We start from the raw sequence: 17011 nt of genomic DNA on the forward strand, positions 1-17011 counted from the left end.
CCACGCCTAGCCCCGGGGACCTCGCCAATGCTGACCGTTCACCACCTCAACAATTCCCGCTCGCAGCGCGTGCTGTGGCTGCTCGAAGAGTTGGGCGTGCCCTACGAGATCGTGCGCTATCAGCGCCAGCCGGACATGCGCGCGCCGATGGAGCTGCGCGCCATTCATCCACTCGGCAAGTCGCCCGTCATCACCGACAACGGCAACACCATCGCCGAGTCCGGCGCGATCATCGAATATCTCATCGCGACCTATGGCAACGGCCGGCTGATTCCGCCGCCGAACACGCCGGAGCGGCTGCGCTTCACCTATTGGCTGCATTATGCCGAAGGGTCTGCGATGCAGCCGTTGCTGCTGAAGCTGCTGTTCACGCTGATGCCGAAGCGCGCGCCTGCGCTGCTTCGTCCGCTGGTGCGCAAGGTCTCGAACCAGGCGCTCACCACGCTGGTCAACCCGCAGCTCAAGCAGCACATGGATTACTGGGAAGGCGAGCTCGGCAAGAGCGAATGGTTTGCCGGCAACGAATTCACCGCAGCCGACATCCAGATGAGCTTTCCGCTGGAAGCGGCGCAAGCGCGCGGCGGGCTCGAGCAGGGCCATCCCAAGGCGATGGCGTTTCTCGAGCGCATCCACGCGCGCCCGGCCTATGCGCGCGCGCTTGAAAAGGGCGGGCCATACCAGGTGGGACGGTAGTTAGTCATGCCGTCGAGCGCCTAGCCCGCCGCGTAGGCCCAGTACGTCCGGCGCTCCGGCGTGTTCATGTCGCGATAGCACGCGTGACAGCGAGAGCTAGCGGATCCGCGCTCCCGTGCCATGCAGATGACGTTGTTACTGCCCCGCAGCTTCTGCGCCCCGCGTGCGCGGATCGGGCGCGCCGAGCGGTCCGTTGGGTGTCACGACAATCGAATTGACCGACGTCTGCCCCATCGGCTCGACGATGACGTGGCCCATCGCCTTCAGCTTATCCAGAACATCGCTGGGAAAGCCGCTCTCGACACGCACTTCATCGGGCAACCATTGGTGATGCAGCCGTGGCGCTGCGACGGCGGCCGCAACATCCATCTTGTAGTCGAGCACGTTGACGACGACCTGCAACACGCTTGAAATGATGCGGCTGCCGCCGGGCGAGCCCGTCACCAGCACCGGCTTGCCGTCCTTCAGCACGATGGTCGGTGACATCGAGGACAGCGGCCGCTTGCCGGGGCCCGGCAGATTGGCCTCGAAGCCAACGAGACCGTAGGCATTGGAGGCGCCGATTGCGGCGGTGAAATCGTCGAGCTCGTTGTTGAGCAGCACGCCGGTGCCGTCGGCAACGAGGCCCACGCCGTAGCTGAAGTTCAGCGTATAGGTGTTGCTGACGGCATTGCCGCGTCCATCGACGACGGAGAAATGCGTGGTGTTGCTGCCCTCGCGCGGCGAGGGAGCCGCGGAAACGAGCTCCTTTGACGGCGTGGCGCGCTCGGCGGAGATGCCGGCGCGCAGCTTGGCGGCGTAGTCCTTCGCGACGAGCGTCTCGATCGGTGCGTTGACGAAGGCGGGGTCGCCGAGATAGCGCGCGCGATCCGCATAGGCGCGCTTCATGGCCTCGATCAGAAGATGCAGCGATGCCGGCGATCCCTGCTTCAGATCGGCAAGCTGAAAGCCCTCGAGGATGTTGAGCGTCTCCACCAGCACGACGCCGCCCGACGAAGGCAGCGGCATCGACACGATGTCATAGCCGCGATAGGTGCCGCGCACCGGCGTGCGGGTCACGGCCTGATAGGCCTTCAAATCGGCTGGCGTCATGATGCCGCCGGCGTCCGCCACGGCCTTGGCGAGCTTATCCGCGACCGGTCCCTCATAGAAGCCGCGTGGCCCCAGTGCGGCGACGGCCGACAGCGTTTCAGCGAGATCGCCCTGCACCAGCCTGTCGCCTTCACCGATCGGCGTGCCGTCGGGCCGCGAGAAGATTTTGGCCGAAGACGGCCAGCGAGCCAGCCGCCGGTGCCAGGCCGGCATCGTGTCGGCCATGTCGTCACCGACGACGAAGCCGTCGCGGGCCAGCGCGATGGCGGGCGCGAGCAATTGAGCCAGCGTGAACTGGCCGGAGCCGTATTTTTCCAGCGCGAGGGAAAGACCGGCAACCGTGCCGGGGACGCCGACGCCGAGCGCGGAATCCCGTGACTTCGCAATATCGGGCTTGCCGTCGGCGCCGAGGAAGATTTGCGGCGTGGTCGCCGCCGGCGCCGTCTCGCGGTAATCGATCGTGATGTCTTCGTTGCGGTCCGCGGAATGGATCACCATGAAGCCGCCGCCGCCGATATTGCCGGCACGCGGATAGGTCACGGCCATTGCAAAGCCGGTCGCGACCGCAGCATCGACCGCATTGCCACCGCTCCGCAGGATATCGGCACCGATCTGCGCGGATATCTTCTCCTGCGCTACGACCATGCCGTGCTCGGCGGCGACGGCGCGTACCGTGTCAGGCGCGGCTGGGACATAGGCCCGTCGCGCATCCTGGGCGGCTGCCGGTGACAGACCAAACGCCAGGGCGGCTATGAAGGCGAAAAATGTCCGCCTTGTCGAATATGACGACATCATCAAGCTTCCGCCGTGGCTTCGAACCAGTTCACATGCCTCGCTGCAATGCTATACGGTTTGCCCCAAGAGAGGCAAAACTGTTCGTGATGAGGACTGCGCGATGACGACGATCGCCCCGGATGTGCGCATGGCCGGCGTGGCGCGGACCTATCCGCCGCGCGCCGCCGTCGTCAGCTGGATTTTCTTCGACTGGGCCGCGCAGCCGTATTTCACGCTGATCACGACCTTCGTGTTCGCGCCCTATTTCGCCACCAGCATTGCGCCGAACCCCGCCACCGGCCAATCGCTGTGGGGATTTGCGATGGCGGCCGCGGGCCTTGCGATCGCGTTGATGTCGCCGGTGCTGGGGGCCATCGCGGACGCCTCGGGCCGCCGGAAGCCGTGGATCGCGGGGTTCGGTGCGCTGCTGGTGGCGGCATCCTGCACGCTGTGGATCGGCAAGCCCGGCGATCCCTCCATCATTCCGCCCCTGCTCACCGCAGTCGCGCTCGCCAGCGTCGGCGCGGAATTCGCCACCCTCTTCAACAATGCGATGATGCCGACGCTGGTGCCGCCGGAGCGGATCGGACGGCTCTCCGGCACCGGCTGGGCCACCGGCTATGTCGGCGGGATCGTCAGCCTGATCATCGTGCTCGGCTTCCTCGCGGCCAACCCGCAGACCGGCCGCACATTGCTGGGCTTCACGCCGCTATTCGGGCTCGATCCGGTCAGCCATCAGGGCGATCGCATTGTGGGGCCGCTGACCGGGCTGTGGTTCATCGTCTTCGTGACACCGCTGTTCCTGTTCACGCCGGATTATCCGGCGAAGCGCCCGGTGCGCGAGGCGTTGCGCGAGGGGCTGTGGGAGCTGAGGCAATCGATCAGAGGCTTGCCGCAGCAGAGATCGCTGGCGGCATTTCTGCTCGCCAATATGATCTATACGGATGGTCTGGTGTCGCTGTTCGCCTTCGGCGGCATCTATGCCGCGGGCACCTTCGGCTGGCACACCATCCAGATCGGCACCTTCGGCATCATGCTCGCGATTGCCGGCGCATTTGGCGCATGGTTCGGCGGCAAGCTGGATGATCGTCTCGGGCCGAAGCGCGTCATCGCCGGCAGCTTGCTCGTGCTGCTGCTGTCCGTGGCGGCGATTCTCCTGGTCGACAAGGACAGTGTGTTGTTCATCAAGGTCGCGCCGCCGCAAGCAGACGCTCCCTTGTTCTCGAGCGCGGCCGAGCGCGCCTATCTCGTGCTGGGCTGCTTCATCGGTGCGGCCGGCGGCCCCCTCCAGGCGGCCTCACGCACGCTGCTGATTCACCTCGCTCCGAAGGACCGCATCGCGCAGTATTTCGGCCTGTTCGCGCTGACCGGAAAGGTGACGTCCTTCATCGGACCGTTGCTGATCGGCACGATCACGGCGGTGACCGCGAGCCAGAAGGCCGGCATGGCCGTGCTGGTGGTGTTCTTCGTCGCTGGGCTGGGGCTGTTGATGCGGGTGCGGGATTAGCCGCGGGCCTTCGTAGCCCGGATGAAGCGCAGCGCAATCCGGGAAACCTGTTTCCGTAGAGGCGCTGACCCGGATTTCGCTGCGCTCCATCCGGGCTACGCTTGTGGTGAAAGGCTCAGTGCCGGAAATGCCGCGTGCCCGTGAACACCATGGCGATGCCGTGCTCGTCGGCGGCCTTGATCACCTCGTCGTCGCGCATCGAGCCGCCGGGCTGCACCACCGCGGTGGCGCCGGCCTCGATGCAGGCGAGCATGCCGTCGGCGAAGGGGAAGAACGCATCTGACGCCACCACCGAGCCCTTGGTGAGCGGCTCGGCGAGCTTCAGCTCGCTCGCCGCATCCTGGGCCTTGCGCGCGGCGATGCGCGCCGAATCCACCCGGCTCATCTGGCCGGCGCCGATGCCGACGGTGGCGAGATCCTTGGCGTAGATGATGGTGTTGGACTTGACGTGTTTTGCGACCCGGAACGCAAACTTGAGGTCACGCATTTCAGCGTCGGTCGGCGCACGCTTGGTCACGATCTTGAACGTCATGTCGTCGACGACGGCGTTGTCGCGGCTCTGCACCAGCAGGCCGCCGGCGACCGTCTTGGCGGTGATGCCAGGCGCGCGCGGATCGGGCAGGCTGCCGGCGAGCAGGAGGCGGAGGTTCTTCTTGCCGCCGATGATGGCGATCGCCTCCTCGGTGGCGTCGGGCGCGATGATCACCTCGGTGAAGATCTTTGTGATCTCGCGGGCCGTATCTGCGTCCAGCGGACGATTCATCGCGATGATGCCGCCGAAGGCCGAGGTGGAATCGCAGGCCAGCGCCTTGCGATAGGCGTCGACGAGGTTCGATCCCTCCGCGACGCCGCAGGGGTTGGCGTGCTTGACGATGACGCAGGCGGCGGTGCGTCTGGCGTCGAACTCACCGATGCATTCATAGGCGGCGTCAGTGTCGTTGATGTTGTTGTAGGAGAGCTCCTTGCCCTGGAGCTGCCGTGCGGTGGAGACGCCCGGGCGCTTGTCGGGGGTCGCGTAGAAGGCCGCGGTCTGGTGCGGGTTCTCGCCGTAGCGCAGCGACTGGATCAACTTGCCGCCGAAGGCACGGAAGTCGGGCGCGTCGATCTCGAGCTGGCGATTGAACCAGTTCGAGATCGCGGCATCGTAAGCGCCGGTGCGCGCATAGGCCTTCGCGGCAAGCCGCCGCCGCAGTTTCAGCGTGGTCGCGCCCTTGTTGGCGGCGAGCTCGTCGAGCACGGCCTTGTAGTCATCTGCCTCGACGACAACGGCGACGTCATCATGGTTCTTCGCGGCGGCGCGGATCATCGCGGGGCCGCCAATGTCGATATTCTCGATGCAATCCTCGAAGCCGGCGCCTTTGTCGACGGTCGCCTCGAACGGATAGAGATTGACGACGAGAAGATCGATCGGCGCGATGCCGTGCGCCTTCATCGCGTCCGCGTGCTCCTTATTGTCGCGGATCGCGAGCAGGCCGCCATGCACCTTCGGATGCAAGGTCTTGACGCGACCGTCCATCATCTCGGGGAAGCCGGTGAGGTCGGAGACGTCCTTCACCTTGAGGCCGGCCGCGGCGATCGCTTTTGCCGTGCCGCCGGTCGAAACCAGCTCGACATCATGGGCGGCGAGCGCCTTTGCGAATTCGATCAGGCCGGTTTTGTCGGAGACGGAAAGAAGCGCGCGGGTGACGCGGCGGGGATGGTCAGTCATGAGCAAGATCCTCTGTCGTAAGGAGTGTCTATGCCCAGGCGCGCGGCAGATATGTGTCGCGCTTCCCGATGGTGCTCCATCCAAGGTCGCCAGTCGCGCGAGCGAGGGCTCGATAGCAGTTTTCGGCGTGCTTCACAACGATCAGATAGGGCTGAATCCGTGCGTTTACAGCGGAAGTTCCGGTTCGCGCCGGGCGTTGCGGCGGGCATTGGTGACGGTCGGCGATGCCGTGGAGCGGACAAAGCTCCAGCGGATCGAAGGCGCCTGCCTCGCGTCCTGCCGGATCACGATCTGGGCAGTGCGGCGCGGCCCGTCATTGCCGGCCAGGAACACGCTGTCCTCGAGGTCGACCTTGTCGTCGAGCGCCTCGAAGGTCCAGACGTCGCGGTTCGGCAGCACCAGCATGACGCCGCGCGCATCCGACAGCCGGCTCGCCTTCACTGCCGGATGCAGATGGAAGCGCAGCGCAAAGTCAGCGTCGGCGCCCTTGAAGCGTCCGCCCTGCGGCGGCGACAGCGTGTCCTCGCCGTCGATGCGCGCACCATCATTGGCGATCATCAGCACGCGGCGGTGGATCGCGCCGAATTTGGAAAGATAGCCGTCATGCGAGGTCGTCAGCAGCGTGCCGTTCTGCACGATCTCGCGATAGCTCTCGACCCCGACGGGCCCGCTCGTGACCGGCGAGCCGTGCAGGAGCCGCTTCATCGCCGACATCTCGACGAACTGGCACGACGAAGTATCGTGATAGGTCAGCGTCGAATGCGCCGCGGTGCCGCGGGCGAACGGCCGCCAATTGTCGCGGCCCGTGGTCGGCATGCCGCAATTGGTGACGATGCGGCTGATGCCGGAAGACAGTTCGAACGACAGGCAGCCGGCGTGGGCATCGTGGCTGACGCCGGCTGGCGGCGGCGGGCCGGTGTCGATGATCACAGTGGTCTGGCCGGCATCGAGGCGCTGAAAGCCGGTATGCGGCATGTTTGCCATCGGCGCGCCGTGGGTGTCGTCATAGGCGAGCAGCGTTGCGAGCAGGTCGGACGATGTCGCGCTCATGCCGTTGAACAGCGCGAAATTTCCGTCGCCGTGGCGGAAGAAGCGCAGCATCGGCATCATGCGGTCGATCGCGTTGAGCAGCGCCGGTGGCGGTGCGATGTTGCGCGCAGCAAACGTCTGCCGCAGCGGCAGCAGGTCGATCAGGAGTTCAATCAGCGCCCCCGGATTGCGCGAGATGTGTCCGCCGTCGGGCAGGATCTGCCGCTGCAATTCGTCCGACAGCTTCTTCGATGCGCTGCGGATTTGGCCCGCCTGGTTGGCAAGGCACAAGGCCGCGTAGCACAGCGCCATCAGCACCTGGAGCTTCGGCACCCCGTCGGGAATGTTGACCATGGTGTAGCGCAGGAAGCGGATCTCGCGCGCGAGGGCGCGCAGGTAACGGCGGTAGAACTTGTTGTCGGTCTCGTTGAGCACCAACGGCGCCTGCGACAGCAGCGAGATCACGCGCCGGGCCAGCACGTCGGCACGTCGGGCGACCGGCCGGCGCTTGTTGGCGGGGTTGGCGATCCAGTCCTCGATCAGCGCGCGCGCATTCGCCCGTGTCAGCGCGGTGTCGGCGGCGCGCAAATGGCGCAGCCAGCCGAAGCCGAGCAGCGCGACTTCCCAATCCTCCGACGGCGGCTCGAGATCGAAGATCGAACGGCCGTGGCAATTGACGATCTTGCCGGCGAAGACGAAGCGGCCGGCATAGATTTCAGCGGCGCGAGTCGCATCCGCGGTGCGCAGATCATGCGGCGCGATGATCAGCCGGTCGGTGCGGCCGGGCCAGACCCGCGACAGCGCAACGGAACCGCCGCTCGCGCGCGCGAGCATGTTCCGCGCGAAGCGGTTCATGACCAGCGTCGAGATACGTCTGCGTTGAGCGACCGACACGCTTTGCCTTGAAGGGGGAGAGGATTCCGACGAATCCCTATTAATCCCAAAATCGGACGTCTGACACCACCTTGAACGTGTGCGAATCAGCGTCGCGGCCGCAAAATCCGGTGCAAAATCAGGATTTAATGAGCCGGGTCGCGAAAAACCCGTCGAGCCCGCCGAGCTTGGGATCGGCGTTCGGCAGATGGCTGGGCAGGGTGCGCAGATCGCCGTCCCCTGTGATGATTTCGTCGAGGCCCGCGACTTCCGACGCCTCGATCGGGACGCGGCGAAGCGCGGGTTCGCTTGCCAGCAGCGTGGCCACGGCCTGCTCGCCCTCTTCGGGTTCCAGCGAGCAGGTACAGTAGACCAGCGTGCCGCCCGGCTTGAGCAACGATACCGATTTTCGCAGCAGCCGCTGCTGCAGCACAGTCATGGCGGTGACATCGGATTCCTGCCGCAGCCATGCCACATCGGGATGACGGCGGATCGTGCCGGTCGAGGTGCAGGGCGCATCGATCAAAATACCGTCGAAGCCTTCGGCAGGGCCGGCCCATTCCACGGCGTCAGCGACGACGGTCTCGGCCTGGAGCGACAGCCGCGCCAGGTTTTCACGCAGCCGCGTCACCCGGGCTGGCGAGCGGTCAATCGCCGTGACATGCGCGCCGGCATGCACCAGTTGCGCGGTCTTGCCGCCGGGGGCGGCGCAGAGATCGGCAATGGACTTGCCCTTGACGTCGCCGAACAGCAGGGCCGGCAGCGCGGCGGCGGCGTCCTGCACCCACCATTGTCCCTCGGCAAAGCCGGGCAGCATGGTCACCGAGCCGTGCAGCAGCATCCGCACCGTCCCGGTCGGCAGCGTCTCGCCGTGCAGGCGGCTCGCCCATTGCGCGGCATCGGATTTCACCGTGAGATCGAGCGACGGCTCGTGGCCGAGCGCCAGCGCCATCTCCCTTGCGGTTGCTTCGCCATAATGCGCGCTCCAGCGCGCGAGCAGCCATGGCGGCAGATCCAGCGATTGCGCGGCGACCTCCTCGACCAGCGCCGTGCCCTCGCGCGCGCAGCGGCGCAGCACGGCATTGACGAGGCCGGCATAGCGCGCGGCGCGCCGGTCGGATTGCACCAGGCGAACGGAGAGGTCGACGGCCGCGTGATCCGGCACGTCCATCCAGAGGATCTGCGCCGCGCCGATCAGGAGCGCGCTTTGCGCGCGCGGCGCATCGGAGGGGATGCCCTTGTCGAGCAGGCGGGACAGCACATGGCCGAGCGTGCCGAGCCGGCGCAGCACCGTGGCGACCAGGCGCCGCATCAGCGCGCGGTCGCGGTCGGCCAGCGTCTTCAGTCCGGGATGGGCGCCGCTGCCGTCGAGTTGGTCATCGAGCGTGCGGTGCTTGTGCAGCACGCCGTCGACGATGTCGGCGGCAATCCGTCGCGCCGCGAGACCGGGCACTTCGGACGGAGGGGCGAAACGTTGAGATGGCATGCGGAAGCAAGGTTCTGAGCGAGCGGCAGTTCCGCCGCAATGGGCGCATGCCTTGAGAACCCAATCTCTGGCACGCGAATATGCCAAATGTAAGAATCGCTTCCGGCTTTTTCAGCCCTTCCGGGCCGATTTCAGGAATGCGTTATTGGACATCGCGTTGCGGCTCGTCCTGCGCTAGAAAGCCTGACGATGAGTGACCAGTCTCCCGTTTCCGACCGCAAACAGCTCACGCCGGCAGCCAAGCGCGCGCTGGCCGAAGCCGAGGCGCGCCGGCAGGCCGCGGCCGTGCAGGCCAAGGAGGACGGCAAGGCGGCGCCGAAGGAATTGCAGGGGCCCAAGGGACCCGAGCCGACCCGCTACGGCGACTGGGAGCGCAAGGGCATCGCCTCCGACTTCTGAGCGATCGCCGGTCCGAAGGCTGTCCGCCTTTGCTGCTAAAGGTCTTGCCACTAAAGGTAATCATTCTCCCTGAGATAGCGGATGATGCGCTCGCAGGCCGCGTCAGTCGACATTTCTGACGTGTCGACGGTGATCTCCGGCGCCTGCGGCGTCTCGTAGGGATGATCGATGCCGGTGAACGACGGCAGCTCTCCCGCCCGTGCCTTGCGATAGAGCCCCTTGGGATCGCGATGCTCACATTCGGCGAGCGGGGTCGCGACATGGATCTCAATGAACTCGCCTGTCTCGACCCGCCCGCGCGCCAGCTCGCGCTCGCTGCGGAACGGTGAGATCAGCGCGACCAGCGCGATCATGCCGGCGTCGACGAACAGCGCCGCGATCTCCGCGGTGCGTCGGACGTTCTCCGCCCTGTCCGCGGTGGAGAAGCCGAGGTCGCGGTTGATGCCGTGACGGAGATTGTCGCCGTCGAGCAGTACGGCGTGGCGTCCGAGTTCGGCAAGCCTGCGATCGACGAGATCGGCGATTGTCGATTTGCCGGCACCGCTCAGCCCTGTGAACCAGAGCACGCAGGGCCGCTGCTGCTTCAGCCGCGCCCGCACGGATTTGTCGACGGCAAGCCGTTGCCAATGAATGTTGGTGGCGCGGCGGAGCGAGAGGTCGATCATTCCCGCTGCGGCGGTGCGGTGGCTGATCGGATCGACGAGAATGAAGCTGCCCATGTCGCGGTCGTCGCGATAGGCCTCGAACACCAAGGGACGGTCGAGGCTGAGATGGGCGTAGCCGATCTGGTTGGCGTCGAGCGTGGCGGCGTTTTCATGCGCCATGGTGTCGATGGCGATGCGGTGCTTGAGCGTCGTGATCACCGCGCCGGTCGAGGCCGCGCCGCATTTGAGCAAATAGCGACGGCCCGCGACCATGGCCTCGTCGTCGAACCAGACCAGATGCGCCGCCAGTTGATCGGAGACCTGTGGCGCGGGTCCCGCCGTCAGAACGTCGCCGCGACTGACGTCGATCTCGTCGGTCAATGTGAGCGTCACCGATTCGCCCGCCGCAGCCCGATCGCGCTCGCCGCCGGGCGTGAGAATGCGCGCGATGCGCGTCTGGCGGCCCGAGGGCTGCACGGTGATGGTCTCGCCGGTCGCGATCGTTCCGCTGGCGATCCGGCCGCAGAAGCCGCGAAACTCCGCATGCGGCCGGTTGACCCATTGCACCGGCAACCGGAACGGCCGCTGCGAGACATCGCCGGAAACGTCGACCGATTCCAGATAGGCCGTCACCGTCGGCCCGGTGTACCAGGGCATCCGCGCGCTGGCCGTGACGATGTTGTCGCCGTCGCGTGCGACGACCGGAATGCACTGGACCTGCGGGATTCCGAGCTGTCCGGCCATGGTCAGGTATTCGGCAGTGATGGCCGCAAAGCGATCCCCGTCGAATCCGATCAGGTCCATCTTGTTCACGGCGAGCACGACGTGACGGATACCCAACAGCGACAGGATGTGGCTGTGGCGCCGCGTCTGCGTGATCACGCCCTTGCGGGCATCGACCAGCACCACGGCAAGTTCGGCGTTGGAGGCGCCGGTCGCCATGTTGCGCGTGTACTGCGCATGCCCCGGCGTGTCGGCGACGATGAAGCGGCGCAGCTTGGTCGCGAAGAAGCGGTAGGCGACGTCGATCGTGATGCCCTGCTCGCGCTCGGCCTGCAAGCCGTCGACCAGCAGCGCGAAATCGAAATCGCCACCGGTGGTGCCGATCGTCCGGCTTTCGGACGCCAGCGCGTCGATCTGATCGTCGAGCAGCGTCTTGGAATCGTAGAGCAGCCGGCCAACCAGCGTGCTCTTGCCGTCGTCGACGCTGCCGCAAGTGACGAAACGCAGCGTCGGACGATCATCCTGTTCGAGCCGCGGCGCATCGGAGGCGGCGATCGTGGGGGCCTCGTGATAGGACATCAGAAGTAGCCTTGCGCTTTCTTGCGCTCCATCGATGCGGGACTGTCCCGGTCGATCATGCGTCCCTGCCGCTCGGAGGTGCGCGACGCCATCATCTCGAGCACGATCTCTGGCAATGTTGCCGCGGTCGAGACCGTGGCGCCGCTGAGCGGATAGCAGCCGAGGGTGCGAAACCTGACGGAGCGCCATCGCGGCTCTTCGCCTGCAAGCAGCGGCATCCGTTCGTCGTCCACCATGATCAGCGCGCCGTCGCGCTCGACCACCGGGCGCGAAGCCGCCAGATAGAGCGGAACGATCGGGATGTCCTCGGCGAGGAGGTAGTCCCAGACGTCGAGCTCGGTCCAGTTCGACAGCGGAAACACCCGCATACTCTCGCCGGGCGCCAGCATCGTGTTGTACAGGCTCCACAGCTCGGGCCGCTGGTTCTTCGGATCCCAGCGATGTGCCGCGCTCCGGTGCGAGAACACGCGCTCCTTGGCGCGCGATTTCTCCTCGTCGCGCCGCGCGCCTCCGATCGCGGCGTCGAAGCCGTGGAGGTCCAGCGCCTGCCGCAACGCCTGCGTCTTCATAACGTCGGTGTAGCGGGCTGAGCCGTGGGTGAAGGGGTCGATGCCCTGGCTCAAGCCGTCATTGTTGGTATGGACGATCAGGTCGATGCCGAGTTCGCGCGCGCGGCGGTCGCGAAACGCGATCATCTCGCGGAATTTCCATGTCGTGTCGACATGCAGCAGCGGAAACGGCGGCTTGCCGGGATGAAAGGCCTTCATCGCCAGGTGCAGTAGCACCGAGGAGTCCTTGCCGATCGAATACAGCATCACCGGCTTGCGGAATTCGGCCGCCGTCTCCCGCAAGATGTGGATGCTTTCCGCCTCCAGGCGCCGGAGATGGCTGGCGGCGTGAAGCGGCTCGCGGCCGGTTCTTTCAAGGAGGGCGGGCTCGGTGCTCGTGGGAATGTCCAGCATGCTGATCACGCGGCCTCGGCGAACCATTCGCCGAACAGATGCGCCGACGTTGCGGCATTCAGGCCGAGGTCGCGGACGCACGCCGCGACCGAAGCTCGATAGGCGTCATTGACCCCGCAGCGCTCCAGAATCTCCAGCTGAGCTTCGCTCATCGAGGCCGTCGCGCGACGCTGGTAGCGATAGGCGCTATCGGAGGTGTGCAGATTGGGCACCTTGTAGATCGTCGCTTCGCTCGGGAAGATGACGCGCGCGTTGTTTGCTTGCGCGTCTCCCGGTTCCTGCCATGACGTCACGGCATTCTCGGTAAAGCTGTTCGAAAGGCCGAGGCGGTCGAACAAGACGCGCACCGACGACAGCGCCTCCTTGCTTACCTCGTAGACGTAGTGCGTGACGGGAACGCCGTGTTGTTGCGCGTAACTTGCGACGCGGGCCGCGCTCAGTGCGGCAACGACATAGTGCCGCAGCAATGTGTCTTCGGGCGCGCGCGAAATCAGCTTCTCGAGCCATGACGCCAGCGAACTCGCCGGCTCGCGGTCGAGCATGATGAGATGCAGACGGTGGCGCGGATAGCCTGCCTCGACCAAGAGCTGCAGCGGATTGAACAAGCTCTCGGCAAGGACGTAGGGCCCGATCGTTTCCTTGCTGAAGATGTGCGGCTCGTCGCTTGCCGAGGGGATGATCCAGGGCGCCAGCGGGCGGCCGACGAGCGCGTCGCGCAGGATCGCCTTCAGCGGTTGATAATATGAAGGCATGCCGGTCATGCCGAACAGATTGCTGAGGGCGGTCGATCCGACTCTGGCCTTGCCGCATGCAAAATAGAGCATCGGAAAGTCCTGCGCCGGACGATGCAGGAAATCCTCGGCGAGGCAGTCCGTCACTTCACGCATCAACGTCGCGAGCGCGACGGCTCTGGTCTGGAATTCGCCCACTGGGGACAGCAGCATGGTGTCGAGGGAACTGTGCTGCTGCCGAACGAGATCGGCCATTCGTTCGAGCGAATCGGCGGAAATTGCGTCGATGTTCATGTCGGGGGCCCACTGCAGGGAGTTCCACGAGCGATTGCTCGTGAGATCTCTTCCAACCTACAGTTGTCCATGGTGCCGGACAATTCCGGGGAATCCCGGAGGCGCTATCCATATGCGACGAGCATTGAAGAACTGCTCGTCGCCGCTACGCCGTTTCATGCCGCGCGCACGGTGGTGAGGAACTTCTCGACTTCCGTCTTCAAGAGGCTGCTTTCACTCGACAGCGAGCGCGCCGATGCCAACACCTGCCCCGACGCCGCGCCGGTCGCGCTCGCGCCATGACTGACCTGGGCGATCTTGTCTGCGACTTCGACGGTTCCCTTGGCGGCTTCGCTGACGTTGCGCGCAATCTCGGCCGTCGCTGCACCCTGTTCTTCGATCGTCGCTGCAATGGTGGACGAAATGTCTGAAATGCGGGCGATGGTCGCGCCGATTTCCTTGATCGCTCCGACGGAGTCCTCGGTTGCCGATTGCATGCCGGCGATCTGCGCGCTGATCTCTTCGGTCGCTCGCGCGGTTTGCGCCGCGAGCGCCTTCACCTCGCTCGCCACGACTGCAAAGCCGCGGCCGGATTCGCCGGCGCGCGCCGCCTCGATCGTTGCGTTCAGCGCCAGGAGGTTGGTCTGTTCGGCAATCGCGGTGATCAATTTGACGACGTCGCCAATTCGGCCCGCCGCCTTGAGCAGTTCATTGATCCGGACGTCGGTGCGCTCCGCCTGCCTGACCGCTTCGCTGGCGATGCGGCTGGAATCGTGGACCTGGCGGCCGATCTCGACGACCGAGGTGCTCATTTCCTCGGCGGCGGACGCGACCGCTCCGACATTGGTGGAGGCTTCCTCCGAGGCCGCCGCGACCATTCCGGAGAGTTGCTGGGTCTCTTCCGCGGTTCCCGACAGCGTACCGGCGGCTGCCTCGAGCTGCTGGGAGGCTGCTGACACGGAGTCGATGATGCCGCCGACCGCGGCTTCGAACACGCCGGCGAGCTGGGCCATTTCTTCCTTGCGCTGAGCGGCCGCAGCGGCTTCCTGATTCTTCTGTTCGACCTCCATCTGCTCGATACGGATCAGGTTTTCCTTGAAGGTCTGAGCCGCGCGAGCGTTGTCGCCGACCTCATCGCCGCGGCGCGTGTAGGGAATCTCGACCGCCTTGTTGCCGCCGGCGAGCTGGAGAAGCACGTCGCCGATGCGCCGGATCGGCCGGGCGATGTTCGACACGGAAAAGACGGCGGACCCGATCAACGTCAGAACGACGAAGACGCCGACGATCAATGCGAAGGTGACGACGCGGTCGAGTTCGGCCAGCATCTCGCCCTTGCGGCGCGCCGCGAATTCGTTGGCAACGCCGACCAGATCGTCGATCCGTTTGCTGACTTCCAGGGCTGCCGGACGCATACGCTCTGCGAGAATGGTTGCCTTCGTCGAGTCTGCCGCAGTCCTGGCGCCGCCGGAGGGGGCGCCAATGACGGACTTTTGCGCCCCCGCCAGTTCAATGCCGCTGGCCAGATACGCATCGACGAATTTCTTGGTCTCACGATAGGCGTCCTGGGTGACCTTGCGGGTCGCCCGGTCGGTCGCCGCATCGATTTCCGCGCCGGCTTCGCCTGCTCGCGCGCGGAGATTCTCGAGGAGCTTGTCAACCTCTCCGGCTGACGAGGCGGAGCTGATCTCGAGAGCTGCGAGCTGCGCCCGCGCCATTGCCGTCTGCGCCGCTTGCGCATTGCCTTTGTTGAGATAGTTGATCGTGACCAGGCGATTGGATTCGGCGATCGACCGGTTGCCGAGCATCTGGTTGGTCAGCATGCCGCAGACCAGCACAACGCTCACGCCGGTGACGATGCCGAGCTTTGTTCCAATGCGAAACCTGAATGACCCCACCGCTCATCTCCTCGCTTTGCTGTATAACAGGTATTCGCAACCAATGATTGAGATTTGGGTAATATTCGCGGATCTCCAGTAGAACTACGGCCGACGTATCCGACAATGGAATTTTCCTGCATGGTTCCGCTATGTGCGCGCTCGTGCTTTGAGTTCCCCCGACTCTGTCCTAGCGTGAGTTGATGCGTTTCCAGGACCGACCCAATTCCTATCGGCCGCAATTCGGCGGCTCGCCGTTCGGTCGGCGCTTCTCCGGATTATTGCCGTGGATGTTCGTGGTGGGCATCGCGCTGGCCGTCGTGCTCACCTTCCGCCACGGAATGGGCTGGCTAATTCCGGACACGGATGGCGATCGCACGCGGAACGCCGAGATCGTTCTCGAGCAAGCGCGCCATCCCGATGTTCGCGAGCCGGTCGACGTCATTCGCACCGTCGACGGCGACACCTTTCTCGCGCGGGTTCGTCAGCGCGGCGGCCGCGATCTCGTCGTGCGGGTTCGGTTGCGCGGCATCGACGCGCCCGAGATGAAAGCGTCTTGCCGGGAGGAGCAGGACAAGGCCGAAGCCGCGGCCCGCGCATTGCGCGATCTGCTCGGTCAGGGCGACGTGACGATCGCCAATCTCGGCCCTGACAAATACGGCCGCGTTCTCGCCGACGTCGCGACCCGGCGGACTGCGAACGTTTCGGCGGCATTGCTCGCCGGCGGTTTTGCGCGAAGCTACAACGGCGGCCATCGCGACGGCTGGTGCGCGCGCAGCTGGCGCTTCTGGTAACGAAAAAGCCGCGTCTCCGGACGCGGCCTTTTCTTGTCTTGCCTTGATCCCGGCGATCAGCGCGTCACGACCACCGTCGTGCCGACGGAGACGCGGCCATAGAGATCGGTGATGTCATCGTTGAGCATGCGGATGCAGCCATAGGAGACGAAACCGCCGATCGAGCCCGGCACGTTGGTGCCGTGGATGGCGTATTCACCGCCGGCCAGCGTCATCGCCGCGACGCCCATCGGGTTGCGCGGCGAGCCGCCGGGAATGACGTCAGGGATGCTCGGCTTGTCGCGCTTCACCTCGGCGGGCGGCGACCAGGCCGGATTGCGGTACTTGCCGTCGATGCGGGTGGTGCCGGCCCACTGCTTGCCGGACTTGCCGACGCCGACCGGATAGCGCACGGCGTGTCCGTTATCGAGGACGAGATAAAGCCGCCGCTCGCTGGTTTTGACCACGATCGTGCCCGGAGAATAGTCGGCCAGATGTGCCCCAACCATTTCCGGCCGCGCCTGCGCCGCCGTCGACATCAAGACCCCAGCCCCGATGGTGGCGACGAGCGCGACTACAATCCTAATCGACATCGATTTTCCCCTAGCCCGAACGGATCGTCCAAAATTACGCAGAACCGGCAATCGCCAGCTGGCCACGTCCTTGTCAGGGGACATTCTTAACCGCGCCCGTTAACCGGTTGGTTTCCACGCACGGCTGCCAAGGGCCAGTCAGCAGGGGGAACAAAGGAAATGTTCGGAATAAAGTAAATGACCTGAAAACAACACTCGGCGGGAAAGATGCGGCCGCACCGGCCCGCCCGCTGACGAGTGCGTGAGGATGTGAACGGCCGTTGTTTTGGGGCCTCGGTGTGAAAGGCAGTCTCGTGTC

13 protein-coding genes and 1 riboswitch are annotated in these 17011 nt (G+C 65.4%); of the genes, 4 read left to right on the forward strand and 9 right to left on the reverse strand.

Features of this window, described 5'->3' with window-relative positions:
- The first annotated feature begins 27 nt into the window (after nucleotides 1-27).
- A complete protein-coding gene (locus GGD61_RS20240; RefSeq protein WP_018323586.1) occupies nucleotides 28-693 on the forward strand; it encodes a glutathione S-transferase family protein in 666 nt (221 codons plus the stop codon).
- A 135-nt stretch (nucleotides 694-828) separates the two neighbouring features.
- Here the strand turns inward: GGD61_RS20240 and ggt are convergent, their stop codons facing one another.
- Nucleotides 829-2580 carry a gamma-glutamyltransferase gene (ggt, locus tag GGD61_RS20245; RefSeq protein ID WP_092251290.1) on the reverse strand — a complete coding sequence of 584 codons (1752 nt, stop codon included), beginning with the start codon at nucleotides 2578-2580 and terminating at the stop codon, nucleotides 829-831.
- 100 nt (nucleotides 2581-2680) lie between these two features.
- Between ggt and GGD61_RS20250 the strand changes: the two genes are divergently transcribed.
- Nucleotides 2681-4066: an MFS transporter gene (locus GGD61_RS20250; RefSeq protein WP_092251289.1), complete on the forward strand. Its 1386-nt coding sequence runs from the start codon at nucleotides 2681-2683 to the stop codon at nucleotides 4064-4066.
- 115 nt (nucleotides 4067-4181) lie between these two features.
- Here GGD61_RS20250 and purH read toward each other — a convergent pair whose 3' ends face one another.
- The 3 genes from purH to GGD61_RS20265 form a co-directional block, all read right to left on the reverse strand.
- Nucleotides 4182-5774 carry a bifunctional phosphoribosylaminoimidazolecarboxamide formyltransferase/IMP cyclohydrolase gene (gene purH, locus GGD61_RS20255; RefSeq protein WP_092251288.1) on the reverse strand — a complete coding sequence of 531 codons (1593 nt, stop codon included), beginning with the start codon at nucleotides 5772-5774 and terminating at the stop codon, nucleotides 4182-4184.
- Between the two features lie 25 nt (nucleotides 5775-5799).
- Nucleotides 5800-5881: riboswitch (ZMP/ZTP riboswitch) on the reverse strand.
- Nucleotides 5882-5939: 58 nt separating this feature from the next.
- Nucleotides 5940-7658, reverse strand: a complete 1719-nt coding sequence (locus tag GGD61_RS20260; RefSeq protein WP_183231042.1) for a heparinase II/III family protein — start codon at nucleotides 7656-7658, stop codon at nucleotides 5940-5942.
- 157 nt (nucleotides 7659-7815) lie between these two features.
- The gene (locus GGD61_RS20265) at nucleotides 7816-9162 is read right to left on the reverse strand and encodes an RsmB/NOP family class I SAM-dependent RNA methyltransferase (RefSeq protein WP_092251286.1); all 1347 of its coding nucleotides are present in this window, start codon (nucleotides 9160-9162) and stop codon (nucleotides 7816-7818) included.
- A gap of 189 nt (nucleotides 9163-9351) precedes the next feature.
- Between GGD61_RS20265 and GGD61_RS20270 the strand changes: the two genes are divergently transcribed.
- Nucleotides 9352-9561 (forward strand): DUF1674 domain-containing protein, encoded by a 210-nt coding sequence (locus tag GGD61_RS20270; RefSeq protein WP_092251284.1) that lies wholly within the window; start codon nucleotides 9352-9354, stop codon nucleotides 9559-9561.
- A gap of 50 nt (nucleotides 9562-9611) precedes the next feature.
- Here GGD61_RS20270 and cysC read toward each other — a convergent pair whose 3' ends face one another.
- The 4 genes from cysC to GGD61_RS20290 form a co-directional block, all read right to left on the reverse strand.
- Complete coding sequence (cysC, locus tag GGD61_RS20275; RefSeq protein WP_092251282.1) at nucleotides 9612-11507, reverse strand: adenylyl-sulfate kinase; 1896 nt, start codon at nucleotides 11505-11507, stop codon at nucleotides 9612-9614.
- Nucleotides 11507-12469: a sulfate adenylyltransferase subunit CysD gene (cysD, locus tag GGD61_RS20280; protein WP_092251892.1), complete on the reverse strand. Its 963-nt coding sequence runs from the start codon at nucleotides 12467-12469 to the stop codon at nucleotides 11507-11509. The genes cysC and cysD overlap by 1 nt, the downstream gene beginning before the upstream one ends.
- Before the next feature lie 5 nt (nucleotides 12470-12474).
- Complete coding sequence (locus GGD61_RS20285) at nucleotides 12475-13494, reverse strand: sulfotransferase family protein (RefSeq protein WP_092251280.1); 1020 nt, start codon at nucleotides 13492-13494, stop codon at nucleotides 12475-12477.
- Nucleotides 13495-13649: 155 nt separating this feature from the next.
- Entirely contained in the window at nucleotides 13650-15368 is a 1719-nt protein-coding gene (locus tag GGD61_RS20290; RefSeq protein WP_183231043.1) for a methyl-accepting chemotaxis protein, read from the reverse strand.
- A 182-nt stretch (nucleotides 15369-15550) separates the two neighbouring features.
- Between GGD61_RS20290 and GGD61_RS20295 the strand changes: the two genes are divergently transcribed.
- Nucleotides 15551-16141, forward strand: coding sequence for a thermonuclease family protein (locus GGD61_RS20295; RefSeq protein WP_092251278.1), 591 nt, complete (start codon nucleotides 15551-15553; stop codon nucleotides 16139-16141).
- Nucleotides 16142-16197: 56 nt separating this feature from the next.
- Here GGD61_RS20295 and GGD61_RS20300 read toward each other — a convergent pair whose 3' ends face one another.
- A complete protein-coding gene (locus GGD61_RS20300) occupies nucleotides 16198-16713 on the reverse strand; it encodes a L,D-transpeptidase (RefSeq protein ID WP_092251276.1) in 516 nt (171 codons plus the stop codon).
- Nucleotides 16714-17011: the final 298 nt, after the last annotated feature.

This window comes from Bradyrhizobium sp. SBR1B, from assembly GCF_014198205.1.
GTDB lineage: Bacteria > Pseudomonadota > Alphaproteobacteria > Rhizobiales > Xanthobacteraceae > Bradyrhizobium.